General features: G+C 62.9%; 16 protein-coding genes. 1 reads left to right on the top strand and 15 read right to left on the bottom strand.

The window, feature by feature from the left end; genetic code table 11:
* Positions 1 to 17 precede the first annotated feature (17 nt).
* From L0U84_RS06950 to L0U84_RS06940, 3 genes are read right to left on the bottom strand one after another with little or no spacing between them, the layout of a single operon-like run.
* Positions 18 to 1,046 carry an ABC transporter permease gene (locus L0U84_RS06950; protein WP_233848777.1) on the bottom strand — a complete coding sequence of 343 codons (1,029 nt, stop codon included), beginning with the start codon at positions 1,044 to 1,046 and terminating at the stop codon, positions 18 to 20.
* A complete protein-coding gene (locus L0U84_RS06945; RefSeq protein ID WP_233848775.1) occupies positions 1,043 to 3,511 on the bottom strand; it encodes an ATP-binding cassette domain-containing protein in 2,469 nt (822 codons plus the stop codon). Before L0U84_RS06945 ends, L0U84_RS06950 begins: the two co-directional genes overlap by 4 nt.
* A gap of 15 nt (positions 3,512 to 3,526) precedes the next feature.
* Entirely contained in the window at positions 3,527 to 4,555 is a 1,029-nt protein-coding gene (locus tag L0U84_RS06940; protein WP_233848772.1) for an ABC transporter substrate-binding protein, read from the bottom strand.
* A gap of 216 nt (positions 4,556 to 4,771) precedes the next feature.
* On the opposite strand from L0U84_RS06940, the gene L0U84_RS06935 reads away from it, so the two are divergent.
* The gene (locus L0U84_RS06935; RefSeq protein WP_233848770.1) at positions 4,772 to 5,725 is read left to right on the top strand and encodes a LysR substrate-binding domain-containing protein; all 954 of its coding nucleotides are present in this window, start codon (positions 4,772 to 4,774) and stop codon (positions 5,723 to 5,725) included.
* Positions 5,726 to 5,768: 43 nt separating this feature from the next.
* Here L0U84_RS06935 and L0U84_RS06930 read toward each other — a convergent pair whose 3' ends face one another.
* The 12 genes from L0U84_RS06930 to L0U84_RS06875 all read right to left on the bottom strand — a co-directional run bounded on the left by L0U84_RS06930 (position 5,769) and on the right by L0U84_RS06875 (position 18,706).
* Entirely contained in the window at positions 5,769 to 6,476 is a 708-nt protein-coding gene (locus L0U84_RS06930) for a transcriptional regulator NanR (RefSeq protein WP_233848767.1), read from the bottom strand.
* A 42-nt stretch (positions 6,477 to 6,518) separates the two neighbouring features.
* Entirely contained in the window at positions 6,519 to 7,901 is a 1,383-nt protein-coding gene (gene oiaK / locus L0U84_RS06925; RefSeq protein ID WP_233848765.1) for a 3-oxo-isoapionate kinase OiaK, read from the bottom strand.
* A 23-nt stretch (positions 7,902 to 7,924) separates the two neighbouring features.
* Positions 7,925 to 8,755 carry a phosphogluconate dehydrogenase C-terminal domain-containing protein gene (locus L0U84_RS06920; protein WP_233848762.1) on the bottom strand — a complete coding sequence of 277 codons (831 nt, stop codon included), beginning with the start codon at positions 8,753 to 8,755 and terminating at the stop codon, positions 7,925 to 7,927.
* 82 nt (positions 8,756 to 8,837) lie between these two features.
* Positions 8,838 to 10,181: an MFS transporter gene (locus L0U84_RS06915; protein WP_233848759.1), complete on the bottom strand. Its 1,344-nt coding sequence runs from the start codon at positions 10,179 to 10,181 to the stop codon at positions 8,838 to 8,840.
* A 158-nt stretch (positions 10,182 to 10,339) separates the two neighbouring features.
* The gene (locus L0U84_RS06910; protein WP_233848758.1) at positions 10,340 to 11,389 is read right to left on the bottom strand and encodes a porin; all 1,050 of its coding nucleotides are present in this window, start codon (positions 11,387 to 11,389) and stop codon (positions 10,340 to 10,342) included.
* Between the two features lie 159 nt (positions 11,390 to 11,548).
* The gene (locus L0U84_RS06905; RefSeq protein ID WP_233848757.1) at positions 11,549 to 12,523 is read right to left on the bottom strand and encodes a quaternary amine ABC transporter ATP-binding protein; all 975 of its coding nucleotides are present in this window, start codon (positions 12,521 to 12,523) and stop codon (positions 11,549 to 11,551) included.
* Entirely contained in the window at positions 12,498 to 13,361 is an 864-nt protein-coding gene (locus L0U84_RS06900; RefSeq protein WP_233848756.1) for an ABC transporter permease, read from the bottom strand. The genes L0U84_RS06905 and L0U84_RS06900 overlap by 26 nt, the downstream gene beginning before the upstream one ends.
* A gap of 129 nt (positions 13,362 to 13,490) precedes the next feature.
* On the bottom strand, positions 13,491 to 14,555 hold the full coding sequence (locus tag L0U84_RS06895) for an ABC transporter substrate-binding protein (protein ID WP_233848755.1): 1,065 nt from the start codon (positions 14,553 to 14,555) through the stop codon (positions 13,491 to 13,493).
* A 597-nt stretch (positions 14,556 to 15,152) separates the two neighbouring features.
* Positions 15,153 to 16,490 (bottom strand): spinster family MFS transporter, encoded by a 1,338-nt coding sequence (locus tag L0U84_RS06890; RefSeq protein WP_233848753.1) that lies wholly within the window; start codon positions 16,488 to 16,490, stop codon positions 15,153 to 15,155.
* Positions 16,491 to 16,519: 29 nt separating this feature from the next.
* A complete protein-coding gene (locus L0U84_RS06885; protein WP_233848751.1) occupies positions 16,520 to 17,854 on the bottom strand; it encodes an NAD(P)/FAD-dependent oxidoreductase in 1,335 nt (444 codons plus the stop codon).
* Between the two features lie 33 nt (positions 17,855 to 17,887).
* Positions 17,888 to 18,226, bottom strand: coding sequence for a hypothetical protein (locus L0U84_RS06880; protein ID WP_233848749.1), 339 nt, complete (start codon positions 18,224 to 18,226; stop codon positions 17,888 to 17,890).
* A 78-nt stretch (positions 18,227 to 18,304) separates the two neighbouring features.
* Entirely contained in the window at positions 18,305 to 18,706 is a 402-nt protein-coding gene (locus L0U84_RS06875) for a RidA family protein (protein WP_233848747.1), read from the bottom strand.
* Positions 18,707 to 18,723 lie beyond the last annotated feature (17 nt).

Genomic DNA, 18,723 nt, shown 5'->3' with positions numbered 1-18,723 from the left:
TCGCCCCGTTGTGCCGCTCAAGCCGCCGGCCGCGTCGCGCCGCCGCTCGCTGGCGGCGTGGCCGAGCGAGCTTTGCGCACCGAGCGGCGCAGCGCGCCGCCGCCCGCCAGCGCGAGCACGGTGATGATCACGACGCCCTGCACCACATCCTGGATGCCCGGCGGCAGGCCCGCGATCTGCATCGTCGTGACGACCAGCACCAGCAGCATGCTGCCGATCAGTGTGCCGAGCGGCGTCGCCGAGCCGCCGAAGATCAGCGTGCCGCCGAGCACCACCGCGCCGAGCGATTGCAGCAGATAGGGCTGGCCCATTTCAAGGAACGCGCCGCCCACATAGCCGCCCAGCAGCAGACCCGCTACCGCCGCCAGCACCGAGCTCGTGACGAACGCGCTCGCGGTCACCCGCGCCGTGCGTACGCCGGCAAGCCGCGCCGCGCGCACGTTCTGTCCGACCGCGGACAACATGCGGCCGTACGCGGTGTAGCGCAGAGTCACGCAGAACAGTGCGGTCACGCCGATCGCGACCAGCACGATCACCGGCATCCCACCGATCCGGCCAGTCGCGATGAAGTGAATCGCGGGCGCGACCTTGAAGCCGGGGATCGCGCGATTGGCGAGCAGCGTCGCGGTCGCGAGGATGTAGCCGGTGGCCAGCGTCGCGATGATCGCCGGAATCCGGCATAGCACGACCAGCGCCGCGTTCACCGCGCCGACCGCGAGACCGAGTCCGAGCGTCGCCGCGACGCCTGCCACGAGCCGCGCGTCGCTGCCGCCGATCACGATCAGCGCGAGATAGGCTGACAGCGTCATCACGCTCGCGATCGACAGATCGATGTTGCCGCGCCCCGTGGTCACCACCGCCATCTGGCCGAGCGCGCACAGCGCGAGAAACGAACTCGACACCGCGACGCCCGACAGCGAGCTGACGCTGAAATTCCGGGTCACGACCGACAGCGTCAGCCACAGCAGCACGACGGCCAGCGCGGCCCATGCCCAGCGGTTGCGCGCGGTCCAGTCCGCCAGTCGTTTCGAAGTCGAATGTTTCATTCTTCACTCCCGTTGCGGTTGACCAGCGCACGCAGCGCGAGAATCACGACCAGCAGCGCCCCCTGCACGGCCGCGTTGAAATCGGAGCTGACGTTCAGCGTGCCGAGCAGCGCGCCGATCAACGCGAGCGCGACCGAGCCGGCCACCACGCCGGCCGGCGAGATGCGTCCGCCCATCAGGCTGCAGCCGCCGATCACGACACCCGCGACGCCGAGCAGCGTATAGCTCGACCCGGCATTGACGTCGCTCGCGGTGTTGATCGCGGTGAGCGCGAGACCCGCGGTGACGATGAACGCGGCGGCGAGCACGTAACGCACGGCCGCATAGCGCGGCGCGGACCAGCCCGCGCGCGCCATCGCGACCGGGTTGTTGCCGAACGCGCGCAACGTGACGCCGAGCGGCGAACGGTCGAGCATCCAGGCGGCGAAACCGGCGATGACGATCAGCACCAGCGAAGTCGGCACGCCCGGCACCTGCCACGTGAACAGCGCCGACAGCCATGCGGGGCTCGCGCCACCGGGCGTCGGTTGCAGCGTATGGCCGATGCCCATCCAGATGAACGACGCGCCGAGCGTGATCACGATGGCCGGAATGCGCCGCGCCTGGATCAGCCAACCGAGCGCGCTGTAGGTCGCCATCGCGGCGACGAGGCTCACCAGGCCGAGCGCCGGCTGGTCGAACAGCAGCGTTGCGCTCAATACGTTGACGAGCCCCGCGAACGCACCCGCGCCGAGGTCGATCTCACTGCCGCCGACTACGAACATCTGCCCGAGCGCGACCAGCACCAGCGGCAACGCCGGGCCGAGCAGCAGATCGAGGCCGAACACACTGGCGGTGGCCGGGTTCGCGAGCATCATCGCGGCGAACACGAGCGCGAGACTGATGAACGGCGCCATCTGCACGACGCGGCGGGCGAACGCACCGGTGCCCACCCGCGAGGTGGCGGACGCCGCGGCCGTGCCGGACGGCTGCACGAACGACGCATCGACGATGGCCTGCTCGCTGATGCCCGTGCCGTCCAGCTCGCACACCACGCGGCCGCCGGCGAACACGAGCACCCGGTCGCATTCGAGAAATTCGAGGTCTTCGGTCGAATGCCACAGCACCAGCCGGCCCGAGCGCGCGACCTCGGCGACGAGGCGGTAGAAGTCGCGCTTGGCCGCGATGTCGACACCGCGGGTCGGATCGTCTAGCAGCACGATCGGTGCATCGGAAACCAGCGCGCGGGCCATCAGCGCCTTCTGCTGATTGCCGCCGCTCAAATCGAGGATGCCCGACGCGAGACGGCTCGCATCGAGCCGCAACTGCGCCGCCGCATCAGCTGCGATATCGCGCTCGCCCGCCGGCGTGACGAGGCGAAACGGCGAGCCCGCCGCGAGACTGCCAATAGAAATGTTGGAGAGCACCGTCCACAGCGGAAACACACCCTCGCGCTGGCGGTCGCCCGAGACGAAGCTGACCGCGCCGATGCGCTCGACCTTCAGCGCATCGCGTCGCGCCGCCGCGAAAATCTGGTGCAGCACCTCTTTCTGGCCGCTGCCTTCGAGACCCGCGAGCCCGACGATCTGGCCGCGCCGCAGCTCGATCGTGTTGCTGCCGGCCGCGCCGCCGGCGAGACGCAGGCAGACATCGGCGCTCGTACCCGTCTTGCCCTCGGCAATCGGCGCCTCGCTCGCCTCGCGCAGCGCGGCGGCGGCTTCGCCGCCCATCAGGCGCACGAGCACCGGCACCGAGGCATCGGCGACCGGGCCTTGCCATTCGAGCCGACCATTGCGCAACAGCACCACGCGCGTCGCCACGTCGACGATCTCGTGCAGCTTGTGGCTGATGAAAATGAACGCGAGTCCTTCGACCGCCTTCGCATGAATGTAGGCACGCAGTTGCCGGCTGCGCTCCAGTCCGAGCGACGAGGTCGGTTCGTCGAGGATCACCAGCTTCACGCGAGGCGCGGCGACCGTGCGGGCGATCTCGACCATCTGCCGCTCGCCGATCGGCAATTGCCCCGCCTCGGCGTCCACGTCGATGCCGTGGCCGGGAAACACCGCGTCGAGCGCGGCGCGCGCGCGCTCACGATAAACGCGGCGCCAGCCAGGCCGCGGCCGCGCATCCGGCGCTTCCAGATAGAAGTTCTCGGCGACCGACAGGTTCGAGCACAGCGACAACTCCTGATGCACGATGCGGATTCCGCGCTGCTGCGCGATTCCCGCGTCATAGGCGCTGCCCGCCGGCGCATCGTCACCGAAGTCGATCGTGCCCGAGTCGGGCGGCGTGGTGCCGCACAGCATGCGCATCAGCGTGCTCTTGCCGGCACCGTTGCCGCCGACGAGACCGATCACGTCGCCGCAGGTCACCGCGAGCGAAATGTCGTCGTTAGCGCGCGTCGGGCCATACACCTTGGTCAGATTGCTGGCGCGCACGATGAGCCGCGCGCGGTTCTCCAACTGCACCGTATCCTCGCGGTTCATCACACGCCCTCCGCGTTACTTGCTGGCCAGCAGATTCTTGTCGACCCAGACCTGGGTGTAGGTCGGGCTGATGATCATCCCCGACGGGTTGTTCACGTAGTCCTTCAGGTTGTCCTGGGTGACGGTGGCCACCGGCATGATCATCTTCTTCGGCGGCGTCGCACCCTTCACGAGCGACAGGCTCAGATAGAACGCCGCCGCGCCGATGCCGGGCGTCGTGTTCATCGAGATCGTCGTGTAGCCGTTCTTCTTGTTCTGCGTGTCCCACCATTTGATGAAGTCGGTGCTGCCGCCGCCTTCGATCACCGGCATCTTGTCCTTGTACTGGCCGCCGTATTGCTCGAATGCCTGGGCGATACCGAAGTCGTCGCTGCCGCCCTGGCCGAGCACCGCATCGACGTGCGGCAGGCTCGGCAGCACGTTGGCGATCGCCGACTGCGCGACCGACGCGGTGGCCTGCCCGTACACGGTCGCGACCACCTTCACGTCCGGATAGTGCTTCAGCACCTCGACCTGCGCGTTGTACATGTCGTTGTCCGGAGCCGAGCCCTTCACGCCGCGCACCTGGATCACGTTGCCCTTGCCGCCGATCTTCTTCATCACCCACTCGGCTTCCTGCTTCTTGTAGCCGGTGAAATCGAAGTTCAGCTGGTAGTTGCACGGCGCGCTCGCGACCGAGTCGAACGACACGACCTTGATGCCGGCCTGACAGGCCTTCTGGATCATCCCGTTCATCGCGGTCTCGGAGGCCGCGTCGACGGCGATCGCATCGACTTTCTTGAGGATCAGTTCGGCGATCTGACTGTTCTGCTGCGCGACCGAGCCGTCGCCGTTGACGACGATGTAGTCGGCGATCTTGCCTTCCTGTTTCGCCTGCTTCGCGGCCGCGTCGAACGAGTCGACCATCTGATGCCGCCAGGTGTTGCCGTAGTAGGCGTTGGCCAGCGCGATCACCGGTTTGTCCGGAGATGCGACGGCGTTTGGCGCGAGTGTCGACACGAGCGCGAGTGCGCCGAGCGAGGCGGCGAGGGTTCTGAGTTGCATGTCTGTCTCCTGATTTCGGAGCCGTCGCCGATGCCCGGCGAGGGCTGTTCGAATGTCTGTATTCGTCTTGTTTGTGAATGCACTTTAGTCACGCGGGAACCGCGGAACAATCGATTTGTTCTCGGCAAGCTGTGAGAAAATCTCATACGGGACAGAGAAAACCCGTACACGGGTTCCGTGCCGACAGGGCTTTCCTCGACGGACAAGGAGACATTCATGCACACCCCGCGCCCCTCCCTGAACGCGTTGCGCGCGTTCGAAGCCGTTGCCCGGCTGCGCAGCATGACGCTGGCCGCGCACGAGCTGTGCGTGACGCATGGCGCGATCAGCCGGCAGGTCAAAACGCTGGAAGAAACGCTCGGCCTCACGCTGATCGTGCGCTCCGCGCAAGCATCCGATCCGACTCCCGAAGGCGCGCGCCTCGCCGAGGGGCTGAGCGCCGCGTTCAATCTGATCGATGCGAGCATCGAGCAGTTGAAGCCCGAACCATTGACGCTGTCGTGCTCGGCGTCGGTGATGATGTACTGGCTGATTCCGCGCATTGCGGGCTTCCATCAGCGTTATCCGCAGACGGAATTGCAGTTCAACATGAACTACGACCAGATCGATTTCGTGCGAGACAAGATCAGCGTGGCAATCCGCGCGAACACGATCGAACCGCCGAAAGACGCGATCACGCGGCAATTGATGGACGAATGGATCGGCCCGGTCTGCTCGCCCGCGTATGCGAAGGAGCACGGCCTCGTGATGCCGCGCGATCTCGAACGAGCGGCGCTGCTGTCGACCCGAACGCGCCCCGAAGCGTGGTCCGACTGGTTCAGCGCGACCGGGCTCGACGCGGTGCCGCAAGAATCGGCCGGCGCATACGATCACTTTTATCTGCTGATTCAGGCGGCCGTGTGCGGCCTCGGCATCGCGCTGGTGCCGCAGATGCTGGTGATGAACGACCTGGTCTCCGGCAAGTTGTGCGCGCCCTTCGGCTTTGTGCGCGGGCCGCGTCAGCTGGTGCTATGGGTCGCGCCGCATCTGCGCGCGCATGCCGAGGTCAAGCAGCTGGAGCAATGGCTGACCGCGGAAATGAACGAGAGTCTGAAAGAGATGACCGCATTTCTGGCGACCACAGACAACGCTGACGCGCGAGCCGCCGCGCATTTGCACGCGCCAGGTTGAGCGTCGGACTGCCGCGCCGCTGAGTGGGCGTGCGTTACGTGCGTTACGACAGGATCAGCTTGCCGTACAACGCGTTGGCGCGGCTCAGATGGGCGTGCATCGCCTGGGCGGCGGCCTCGCCGTCATGACGCGCGATGGCCTCGACGATACGTTCGTGCTCCGCCAGCGTCAGTTGCTCGGCGCCGGGCGCGCGCACCATCGGCCGATAGTATTCGGCGGCCCAGCGGAAGATCGATTCGACGATGGACGGATAGATCGGATTGCCGCTAATCGACGCGATCTCGCGATGAAACGCCATATCGCATTCAACGAACGCGTCGCGATCCGCGAGCTGCGCGCGTTGTTCCCGTACCTTGTCGCGCAGGCATTCGATATCGGCGTCGCTCGCGCGCTCGGCGGCCATCCTGGCGGTGCCGGTTTCGAGAAAGAGCCGCGCTGATTTCAGATGATCGAGCATGTCCGGCTGCGTGCGCAGCAGATGCATCGTGCCGACCGCGATCTGCGCGATCAGACTTTGCGCGGTAGGCACGACGACCCGCGCACGCTCGCCATGCGCGATTTCGACGATGCCCGCGCGTTCGAGCGTTTGCAGCGCCTCGCGAATTGCCGGCCTGCCCACGCCGTAGGTTTCCATCAGCTCGCGCTCCGATGGCAGTTGCTCGCCGGGCGCGACCTGGCCCGACCGGATGCGCTCCATCAGCCGGTCCAGCACTTCCTGATATAGCTTGCGCCGCTGAATCGTTTCGGCCATTACCGTTGCTCGCGTCGATGACTCGCGTCGAATAAACCAACATTATTCCAGAAGCCGCCCCGCGCGCACTGAGCCGAAGAACGACGCCGCGCCGACCTGGCCGCCCTTCAGCGCGATTTCGAGCCCATCGCGCGCCGGATCGTCCGACCATGCACGGCACAACGGTGAGCCGGGCGCCATGCCCGCGGCGACGCTCAGCGCCGAGATGCCGAGCCGGCTCGCCACTTCGCCCGAGCTGTCGCCGCCCGCCACCACCACACGGGGCACCGCCGCGCGTTCGAGCGTGCGCAGCATCACGTCGGCGAGCGCCTCGCCGACGCGGCGCGCGGCCTGCGCGCGGGTCAGCGATACGCGTGCGGCGAGCTCGTCGAAGCCGAGCACGTCGGGGTCGTCCGGCCCTTCCGCGCTGAACACCAGCGAGCTCTGAGCGCGCGATAGCGCGTCGATGCTCACCTGCACCGCGCGCTCGACTTCGGCCTCGCGCGTGTCCGGATCCAGCGCGCGCCGCAGATCGAGCCGCTCGACGCGAAAGCCGTTATTGCGTGCCCAGCGGATCTGCCCGGCCGTCACCGGCGAACAACTGCCGCTGACCGCGGCGATCGCTTCCACTGGACCGGCCACGGGCAAACCCGGCTTTGCGGGCACGAGTCCGAGCGAGCGCCAGTGTGCGGTCAACGCATACTGCAAGCCCGACGACGACGCACTGAACACGCCGGCGCCACGTTGTTCCCAGACCAGCCGTCCGGCGGCGGCGAGCGACGCTTCGTCGAGCACGTCGATCAGCACGACGGCGGGATCGTCGCGCATCAGCGTTTGCAACTTCGCGGCGGCATCGGGCGCGGCGAGCTGCACGAAATCGATCAGCGCGATCTCGCGTCGCGTTTGCCGCGCCAGATGCACGCGCAGGTCCGCCTCGTTCATCGGCGTGACCGGATGGCGCGACATCGTCGGATGACGATCGAGCCGATAGCCGGTGCCGTCGACCGCCGCGAACAGGTTGCCGAACGCCTGATAGCGTTTCAGACGCGGCGCGCCGATCACCATCGGCGACCACGCGCCCGGCATCTGCCGCACGCCGATATCGATCGCGCGGCCGATCGAGCCGGTTTCCGGCGACGAATCGAAGGTCGAGCAGACCTTGTATTGCAGGATCGGCGCACCGAGCGCGGCCAAGCTAGCGAACGCGCGCGGCAACTCGTCGTCCATCCATTGCGGACTGCGCCCGCGCGACGATCCGGCGAGGCCCACGCAACGCACGCCCGGAAAGCGCGCGAGCAACTCGGGCGTCGGTGCGTCCAGACACAGCAGCGTGGGCACGCCGGCCGCGCTCATGGCTTCCATCGCGTCGGTCGAGCCGGTGAAATCGTCGCCGTAATAGGCGAGCAGCAGGCCGTCTGGCCAGCGGGCGGGCGTGGCTTCGCTCATGTCGGTTAGCACTCCAGCGCGTTTCACGTAATGCGGCGAATGCTCTCGGCGATTTCGGCGCGCTCGAACACGTTCTTCCAGTCATCGCGCATCAGACGCGGTTTGCCGAATTCGATCGCCTTGTTGCATGCATCAGAGAACGCGCCGGGAATCTCGTTGAAGATCACCGCGGCCAGAATGTTCATGTGGCCGAGCAGGAAGTCGCGCGCGGCTTGCTCCGGCACGCCACGTTTGACGGTTTCGTCCATCGCCTCGCGCATCACGTGTAGCAGCGTCGCGCAAATCGTTTCCGACAGACCAGGCTCGAGAATCGCCATCTGATCGACGCTCAAGCGATACGAACGCAGAATCGGCGCATAGATCACCTTCGCGACCGCTTCGCCGAGATCGAACGCCTCGTCCGGCCCTTGCATCAGCGCGCTGACGACCGACTGCTTCGCGTGTGCGCCGCCGAAGTGGTCGTGTCGCGACTTTTCGTCGGTGTCGTAGTTGAAGATGATCGGATGGCACGGATGCGCGACGAAGTAGGTCAGATCCTTGCGATCCGGCAGATGGCCGGCGAATGGCGCGGCCGCGTCGAGCGTCATGACCATCGTGCCGGGCCGCAGCTTAGGCGCGATTTCATGGCTCAGCTTGCCGATCAGCGTATCGGGCACCGCGAGAATCACGACATCGGCGCCGTCTAGCGCGGCATCCGCCGACACCACGTCGATGCCGAGTTCGTCCTTCAAACGCTTCTGTCCCGCCGCGCCTGGCTCGACGTGCGCAACACGGTAGTCCGACTTCAGCAGGTTGCTCGACAGGCGCACGCCCATCTTGCCGCCTGCGCCGAACAATGCGATTTTCTCCTTCATGCCAACTCTCCTTCAGCAGTCGATGTAAGCCGGAACGCGTGGCTCCGGCAACGTGGATCGGTGAATCCCAATGGATCGAGCGTCAGTGCGCCTGCGCCGGCTCGAGCGACGCGCGGCTACTCGTGCGACCGATTGCCAGCGCGAGCACGGCGGACATCAGCATCATCGCGCCGACGATCAGCATCGGCAGTTGATACGAGCCGCTGAGGTCCTTCGCGACGCCCGTGATGTACGGCGCGACGAAGCCCGCGATATTGCCGACCGTGTTGATCAGCGCGATGCCCGCCGCGGCCGCCGCGCCCGACAGGAAGCGCGCGGGCAGTGCCCAGAAATTTGGCAGCGCGGCGAAGATCGCGCAGGCGGTGACGGTGATGATTGCGATGCTCGCGCTCGGCGAGCCCATCTGCAGCGCGAGTGGCACGCTCACGGCGCCGATCAGCGACGGCACCGAGATGTGCCACGAGCGCACGCCGCGCCGGGTCGCGTCGCGGCTCCACAGGAACAGCACGAGCGCCGCCGGCAGATACGGAATCGCGGTGATCAAGCCCTTCTGGAACACGTTGAAGTGGCTGCCGAAGCGCGTCTCGAAGCCGCCGATGATGGTCGGCAGGAAGAACGCCAGCGCATACAGGCCATAGACCAGGCCGAAGTACATCAGCGAGAACATCCACACGCGGCCGTTGGTCAACGCGGCGAGCGGACTGCCGTGCTGCGCGAGCGTGGCGCCTGAGCCCTTGCGCTGTTCCTCGGCTTCGAGTTCCGTGCTGAGCCAGTCGCGCTCGGCGGCGCTCAGCCAGCTAGCCTGCGACGGCTTGTCGGTCAGATAGAACCAGGCGACCACGCCGATCAGAATCGCGGGGATCGCGACGCCGAAGAACATGATGCGCCAGCCGGCCAGCCCGAACAGACCGTGCGCACCGATCAGCAATGCGGCGACCGGCGCGCCGATCACGATAGTCAGCGGCTGCGCCAGATAGAACAGCGCGAGGATATGGCTGCGGTGCCTCGCCGGCACCCACATGCTCAGAAACAGGATCGCGCCCGGGAAGAAGCCCGCTTCGGCCACGCCGAGCAGAAAGCGCAGCGCATATAGACCGCTCACGCTGCTGACCCACGTGAACAGCAACGACACGATGCCCCAGGTGACCATGATGCGGGCGAGCCAGCGCCGGGCGCCGAATTTGTGCAGAGCGAGATTGCTGGGAATCTCCAGCACGATATAGCCGATGAAGAACACGCCCGCCGCGAGACCGAACTGCGCGGCACTGAGGCCGAGATCCTTGCTCATCCCGTTGGGTCCGGCGAACGAGATCGCGGTCCGGTCGAGAAAGTTGATGAAGAACATCAGAGCGACGAACGGCACGAGTCGCCACGACACCTTTCGAATGGCCGACCGTTCGACGGCCGCCGGATCTGCAACGCTCACGTGTCCTCCCGCTGTGCTGGATGGTCAAACTGGTGTGATGAGTAGACCATCGTGAACGGGAGCGACGACATAGGCGTAAACACCCGGTCACTGCGATTTTTTCTCACAGCGCGGTGACAAAAGCTCCAGCAGCAGCCGCATGCGCCGCCGCGTCGCGATCAGAACTTGTGACGAATCCCGACGCGAACGGCCGTCTGCACATCGGTTCCGGATGGGGACCCCAACGCCGCTTGTGCCTGCGCACTAAAGCCGTGGTCATGGGCCAGCGTGCCGACCAGGTAGACGTCCGTGCGCTTGGACACAAAGTAGTCGGCGCTGAGTATCAGTTGATTTGCGCTGCCGACGTCATTGTTACGGCTTTGATATTGCAGCCCGCCGCCGAGCGACAATGCCGGCGTCAACTGATAGCTGGCGCCACCTTCGAACGTTGTCGCGCGGGGCCTGTTCCCGCTCGATAGCTGCACATCGGTCACATAGCCAAACAGGCGCGCCTTGCCGATGTTATAGGCGGCGCCCGCTGCATATTCGACCGAGTTGTCGGAAGGCGTCACATCATGAATCGACATATAAGCCAGTGCCGCGCTGAACGGTCCGTTGGCATAGCCCACATAGAAGTTGCTCGAGCTGTTTTGGCCCATCGACCCTGCGACATTGCCGAATCCGTACATCGCGCCGAACGTAAAGCCTCCGATAACCGGAGACTCATATTTGACCGCGTTGTTGACAAGGTCACCCCACACCCGGTTATCGAGCGCATACCCGCCCGACGCGTAGGTCGGCAGGCTCCAGCCGAGCAATCCGGCCGGAGTATTGGCAGCAATGGCATACGCAGGGAAATAGTAGCCAATGAAGTCGTACTGACGCCCCAGAGTGACGGTTCCCCAGTTCCCCGCCAAACCAACGAACGATTGCAGACCAAACTCCGCGCCACCGGCCAGCAACGCGCCGGTACCCACGTCGAACTCACTTTCCAGAGTGAATATCGCTTTTAGACCGCCGCCGAGATCTTCTACTCCGCGCATTCCCCATCGGCTCGATTGCGCCACCCCTGACTGAAATTGAATAGCCGCTCCCTTGCCCGATGAAGAATCCACACGATTGGTATAAGTCACACCCGCGTCAATCAATCCGTACAGCGTGACGGAGGATTGTGCCCATACGGCCCCGCAGCCAAATGTGGAGAGCATTGCAATCACTATCTTTTTCATTATGTACTCCTGCTTTATAAAAATAAGAAGAAACGCTGATCTTTTTGCGGCGAACTGCGATTCACCTGTGTCTCGTTCAACGGGAAGATCGGCAGCGGGTAGAAAGATCTTTCGGCCAGCTTGGCCGCCGAAGCACGCCACCCGGCTTCACGTTCGTCGTCAACGCGCTTCGACGAAGCGTCGTACGTAGTCGTTTGCCGGTGCGTTGCAGATTTGCTCAGGCGTTCCCACCTGGATCACCACGCCATCCTTCATGATTGCGATTCGTGAGCCGATCTTCATCGCTTCGTCCAGATCGTGTGTAATGAACACGATCGTGCGCCGCAACTCGGCCTGCATTTCCAGCAAAATGTCCTGCATTTCTCCGCGGATCAATGGGTCCAGCGCACTGAACGCCTCGTCCATCAGCAGCACGTCAGGCTCGGATACGAGCGCCCTCGCAAGCCCGACGCGCTGCCGCATGCCGCCCGAGAGCTCATCCGGATATTTGCGCTCATAGCCGTTGAGACCGAGCCGGCCATTGATCCACTCCCGCGCCACGTTTTCCGACTCGGCTTTCGGGTCGCCACGTATCCAGCGGCCAAACACCACGTTCTCGAGCACGGTCTTGTGTGGCAGCAGTGCGAAGCTCTGAAATACCATGCCGATGTGATTGCGTCGCATCTCGCGCAAAGCACGCGATCCAAGACGCAATACATCAGTGCCACGAAACAGCAGTTCACCCGAATCCGGCTCGATGAGACGGTTGAAGTGGCGCACAAGCGTGGATTTTCCTGATCCTGACAACCCCATGATCACGAAGATTTCACCTTCGCGAATAGATAGCGACACGTCGCGCACGGCTACATTGCAAGCAGTCCGCTGCAGGATTTCATCTTTCGGCATGCCAGCGCGAGCCAGTTCGATCGCCTCCGAGGTGCGCCGTCGGTGGGGACTAAAGACCTTATATAAATGGCGCAATTCGAGGATCGGCACCCCCGCCTCGTTTTCAAGCGCTGCGCGGCAGCCGCCGGTTTCGACAAAAGCGGCTGAATCCGCACGGGACGCAAGGTCCGGCGCCGCTTCGAGTGACGGATTGATCTTGCCAAGAGTAGAGGATGTCATCTGTCTATTTCCGAACTTGACGGCGGGCACGTTTGCTTACACCGAAAGACTGAGTGATGCGATCGAACACAATGGCGAGAATGACGATTGCCGCGCCGGCCAGAATGCCCTGCCCCATGTCGAGATTGTTGATGCCGGACAACACGTCCTCACCGAGCCCGCGGGCACCGATCATCGACGCGATCACGACCATCGCGAGCGACATCATCACCGCCTGGTTCACACCTGTCATGATCGACGGCATCGCGAGCGGCAGTTCGACCGCGATAAGTTGCTGCCATGAGGTCGCCCCGAACGAACGCGAAGCTTCGACGACATCTTCCGGTACCTGACGCAGACCGAGATCGGTCAGTCGAACCAGCGGAGGGAGCGCATAGATCATCGTCGCGAAGATCGCCGGTACTCGGCCCAGGCCGAATAGCATCACGACCGGAATCAGGTACACGAACGACGGCAGCGTCTGCATCATGTCGAGCACAGGATTGAAGACGCGAGCCAGTACCTGGCTGCGAGAAATGGCGATGCCGGACGGAACGCCGATAATCGTGGTCAGGATCAACGCCGTCACCATGATCGCGCAGGTCGCCATCAGTTTGTCCCAGAGCCCCAGGCAGCCGATCACGTACGTCAGTGCCATCAGCAAAACCGCGAGGCCCACGCGGCGGCCCCCCAGCCACGCGATTGCGCCAATGAGCCCGATGATCACGATTGGCGGCGCCGCCTTCAGCGTTGCTTCCACCGGATTCAGCGCGTACGTCAGTAGCACCGCGCTGACACGGTGAAACACGTCGCCATACCGGGCAACGACACCGGTAAAGAATTGATTGATCGCGTCGCCCAGATCGAGCGTATAGAAAATGCCGTTCACTGCGTTTCCCTTCACTGTCAGAGCCCGCCCTCGACGGAACCTCGCGTTGCCGTCGCACCTGCGCCACGACGACCGTCGGTGAGCCCGGATTAGATAAGCCCGCAGCGCGAGTCCGCTGCGGGTTGCGCGTCACTTGAGACTTGCCTCGACCCGCTGTGCAGTCGCGGCGGGCACCCAATCGGCAACCACCGACGGATTGGCCTTCAGGAAGTCCACCGCGGCCTGGCGGGGCTCAACCTTTGCGGTCGCCATTCGCGCAATGGCGGTGTTGAGTGTGCTCAGCGAAAACTGCATCTTCTGGAACAGAGACAGCAGCGCCGGATCGGTGTCCGCCAGCGAATTGGAAACGACCACGCGCAAGGACGTCGGCGGCGAAGCGGAACCGCACGGGTTCAGCTCCTTGCTTCCGTTGATGGTCTTCCAGCAGGCAGCGTTGTACGCTGGCTCTTCGAGCTTGACTGCGTGGAAACGACCGAGGATGGTCGACGGCTCCCAGTAGTAGAACAGGATCGGCTTGCCCCGCGTATAGGCCGATTCGATTGCCGCGTCGAGCGCCGGCCCCGACCCTGGATGGAAGTCGGTGAAGTCCGCGCCGATCTTGTAGGCCTTCATCTTCTGCTCGGTATCGGACTCGCATTGCCAGCCAATTGGACAGTTATACAGTCGCCCGTGAGACGGATCTTCCGGATCGGCAAACACCGACTTGTAGCGCGGCAAATCGGCGATGCTCTTCAGATCTGGCGCGACCGCCTTGATCCCGCGCGCGGCATCGCCTTTGATCACATAGTCCGGGACGTAATAACCCTCCACGCTGCCGCCATTGACCAGAGAGCCGACGATTTTCACCCGCCCCTGCTGTGCCGCTTTCTCGAATGCCGGTGTACGCCCTGCCCAGTACTCGACCATTACGTTCAGGTCGCCGGTGGTAATGGCCTGCAATGCGATCGCATTCGTCGCTGTCATCAGCTCGGTCTGGCAGCCGTAGCCCTTCTCGAGAACATAACGAACCACCTCGGTCATGAACTTCGCGCTGTCCCAGCCCATTTCCGCGAACTTGACCGGTTTGGCGCCCGTACACCAGGAGGACTGGGTAAGGTCCGCTGCGTGCGCGTGCGCGCCCATCACTCCACTCGCCGCGATAGCACAGGCGGCAAGCGTACGCGCCACGTTTGATGGGAGAATCCGTTTGAACATGTTCCACTCCGCCCAATGATTGACCTGGATTCCCGGCTGTGTCTTTCCTGTCAGAGACGCGGCCGGAGAAAGATCTTTTAATGATTGTCAGTCGCTATAGAAAACCGGGCTGACACCTTTACTGCTGCACGCAGGTCTGATTTCATGACGACATAAAGAACCAGACAAACCACTATTTCTGGTTCGTTGCATGACAATTGGAATGCAAACAGCGTCTGGAGTGCGCAACCCTTTGGTGTCAAGGACAATGCCTGAGCAGGCCGTTTGAGAGCTTGCTTCCAAGGCCTCCAAACAAGGGTAAGCACCTAATTGGCCACATTGTTCTTTGGGCCGCAATTTTTCAATTGCGCGTTGGCAAGCGAGCGGCGTGTGCACCGCTTCTTCCTGGGTGAGAGATGGAGAGCGCTAGAATCGCCGAAGAACGAGCGTCTGTCTCCGGGTGTGAGCCACTGTCACCGAAGGACCGTCGGGGTGGCGTATATGGAGTGATCGGATCGCGCTCGCAATCATGCATTGACGCGCGCGCAATCCGAAGAAGTCGATAAAGAAGTCGATAAAGAAGTGAAGCAGGACCGTGATGCGATGGCCGCGCGCAGTTCAGGAGCCGTGCGCGGACGCTCCTGACAATTGCGTCGAAACGCTATTGGAATCCTCGGAACGCATGTAGCGTGCGGCAAGATAAAAATGCCACGCGGCCCACAGACCTGTCAGGGACACCATCACCAGCACATAGCGGAGGGACTCGGTGGGATTTCTCATATGTGCGGCGATGGTATCCGATAGAAACCCGACAGCCTGCGGTGCAATCACGAGATTCGCAACGTTCGTCACGAACACGATGATGCCGACGACCTGTCCTCGCATGGCCGCAGGCGTCAAATTTTGAGCCATCGAAGCAGAAGGACCGATATACACGTAGATGGTGGGTATAAAAATCCAGAGCATCATGTGGGTCAAACCAAGTGACGGCGACGCGTACGCAACGAATGAAGGTATCGTTGCAAGTGCAGTGACCAATGCTACGAGCTTCGCCTGAGCAAACCCCGACGCCGCCCGAGGCCGACTCAGCACCAATGCGGTACAAAGCATCGCAAGCCCCCCTCCGATACCGTGGATCGCACCAAGCATTCCCCCAGCATCGCCTACAGTCAGATGAAAACTTCGAGCCAGAAACGACGGAGTCCACCAGACCAGACCCCATCCCCAGAAGGTAAGAATCGTGGTTCCCGTGATGACATGAAATAGCGCCTTGCAGTCATGGATGTGGCGCAAGGTTTCCTTCAGACCGGCACGACCAACTTCGCTTTCGGGCTTATCGAACACTCCGCGACGAGGCTCTCTGAAACCGAGCATCAGTATGACCGCCAGCGGAACGCCAAGACACCCGAATACGAGCAGGACTGCGCGCCATCCGTGGTGGTCGGCAATCCATCCCCCGCCCGCCGACCCCATTAGCGCACCTACGGCGGCGCCAACGGAAAACAGGCTCATCGCAGTGCCACGCATCGACGGAGCAAATTTGTCCGCCAATAATGAAACCGCGCACGGCATACAACCCGCTTCGCCGATCCCCACGCCGAGCCGCGACAAAAAGAACGTGAGAGCGCTGCCGCTCGCGCCGGACAAAACCGTGAAGCCAGACCAGACCGCTAATGCGACGCTGATCATGCGCTTGCGGCTGACTCGATCCGCGAGCAGTCCCAACGGCAGGCTGAGCGTGACGTAGAACAAGGCAATGGCAGTGCCGGTCATGAAGCCGACTTCGCTGTCGCTCAGACCGAACTCGTGTTTGATAGGCTCGATCAATGTCGATACGACATAGCGGTCCGCAATGTTGACCGTGTAGACCAGCGTGAGAAGAAAGAGCACCCACCATTTCGTGGCTCCACGTTCGCGCTGGGTCTGTGCTGTTTGATGCTGCGTCTCGCTCTTCATGTCTATTTGATGTCTCACTGTGTACTCTGCTACTTCTCTGAGCGGCCCTTCCACTTCTGGGCAGCGAGATAGGTTCTCACACCGACGTCCAGGAATGGACGTCGCGGCAGAAGGTCTGGCGAACCCAGTACCATCATGTCACTGATCAATGGATGCCCTGTATCGCAGGCCAGTTCGGCGACCAGCGCGCCGGCGGTGGTTTGCTTTGCGATACCCACTCCATTGCAATTGACCGCCGCATAGATATGTTTCGACAGTTGCCCCCAACCCGGCGCGCCATTTTGGCTCAACGAAAGGTACCCGGCCCAAAAATGCTCGAGCGCGACCTGTTCCAGCATCGGAAAACGCGCTTTGAACAGCACCTGGTGAGTCCGCTTCATGCGCTCACGCAGCGACGCCGGGCAACGTAGCGTCGGCGCGAACTGGAACCCGTATCGGAACAGAATCCGAAAGTCCTTCGTGTAGCGTATGGTCGCCCCCGCGATGCCATGGGCCGGCGTAATCCCCCAATCGGTAGTCCCGCCAAGCCGTGCTCGCTCTTCCTGTGTCAAGGGTTGTGAGAGACTCGCAAACAGCACAAATGGAAGCAGTTGCCTTTCGAAATACTTGAAGCGATTGATGAACGCATTGTTGGTCAGCACCGCATTTCGCGCCGAGAACCGCACGCCGCCGGGCAACATCGCCACGACTGTCGGCCCGGATTCGAGATCAAGTACCGGAGAGTTCTCGAACAACTGCACGTTCGAAGGAAGCGAGTCCGCCAGACCCCGCGACAAGGCAGCAGGATTGAGCAGCCGTGTGCCCGGCGTGTAGATCGCGGAGTCGTAGTATCGGGTGCCCAGGCGTTCGTGGAGCGCGTCGCCACGTATGAATTCATACGGCTCCTCCAGTGCGTCGAGTTCCGCAGCCGTCGCGCCGAGAAGCGTGCGAGAAATTTCAGGCGAGACGGCGCAGTCGTAACGTCCTCGTTTGCTCCACTGGCAATTTATATTGTGTGCACGGACCAATTCATCGAGGGACTCGATCCCGTAGCGACTCAGCCGCATGTATCGATGACCCTTGTCGGTGTTGCCCGGGTCGTGATCACCGTTGTGCGGAAGGTCGATGGCGAAGCCGGCGTTGCGGCCATGCGCGCCTTCGCCGACCTGCTGGGCATCGACGACAGCGATGGAGTGGGATGGGTTCAGAGTCGCCAGGCGTCTGGCCGCCGACAACCCCGCATACCCTGCTCCGACTACCAGCCAGTCAAAGCTGGCTGACTTTCTCGCGGGTTGACAGGGCACACGCGTGGGCAGGATCGCTGACCAGCCGTTGGTATTGTCATCCGCGGGAAGCAATCTATCCGATGATACTGAAGCGTTCATGCTGCAATCCGTTTGGTAGGTCCTGTGTCTGCGTCAGGGCGCCGTTACAACGAAAAAGAACTCCGCGTCCGTGCCGGAATAGACGACGGCCGACCCTCTGCTCAGCGAGATCACATCGCCCGCGCGAGCAACAAGCTGTCCGCCGTCGCAGCTAACACTGAGTGTCCCCTTGAGGACATGAATCACCTCGTCGTAGTCCAGCGTCTTCGGCGGTGTCTGGCCGGCCTTCAACCGACCAAAGCCGGACGCGAGCGCGTTTCCGGTTGAACGCAGCGCCCAGGCGATGCCCCCGCCGTTAGCTTCGGCACCGCCCCTTAGCTCCCATGCAGCGTCGCCGGCACGAGTCAACGCGGTAGTTCCCGAGTCATTCATATGCAAGTCAAAAATATGGCCATTGGAATCACATTCTAGAAACACGCTATCGCGACCCGAAAGCGGAAATATCACATGCTATGCATGCGCAAACGCGGGGTGCGAACCGACCGCCACGTACGCAACGATCTCGATCAGCATGTCGGCGTGAACGAAATCCTTCACTACGACACTCGACCGATTCGGATAAGGCATTTGAAAGAAATCCCGGTAAACACGGTCGATAGCGCGCATGTGACTAGCATCCTTCATATAAATCAACACTTGCGCGACATCCGACATGACGGCTCGCGCAGCGGCCACGGCCCGCTGCAGGTTTGAAAAAGTCAATCTGGCCTGGTCTTCAATATCGCCCGCGCAGATTTCCCCGTTCATTTTCACTGGCCCGTGGGCAGTAAAAAGCAGTCCGCCCGCCCGGGTAGCCCAGGAAAACGGCTGATTCAGCGCGGGAAGGCCTGTGTCGATGGTTTCGCGGATCATAAGAAATAAACTCAATG

Source organism: Paraburkholderia sp. HD33-4 (assembly GCF_021390635.1).
Classification (GTDB): Bacteria; Pseudomonadota; Gammaproteobacteria; order Burkholderiales; family Burkholderiaceae; genus Paraburkholderia.
This window is presented reverse-complemented; position numbering and strand designations above follow the sequence as displayed.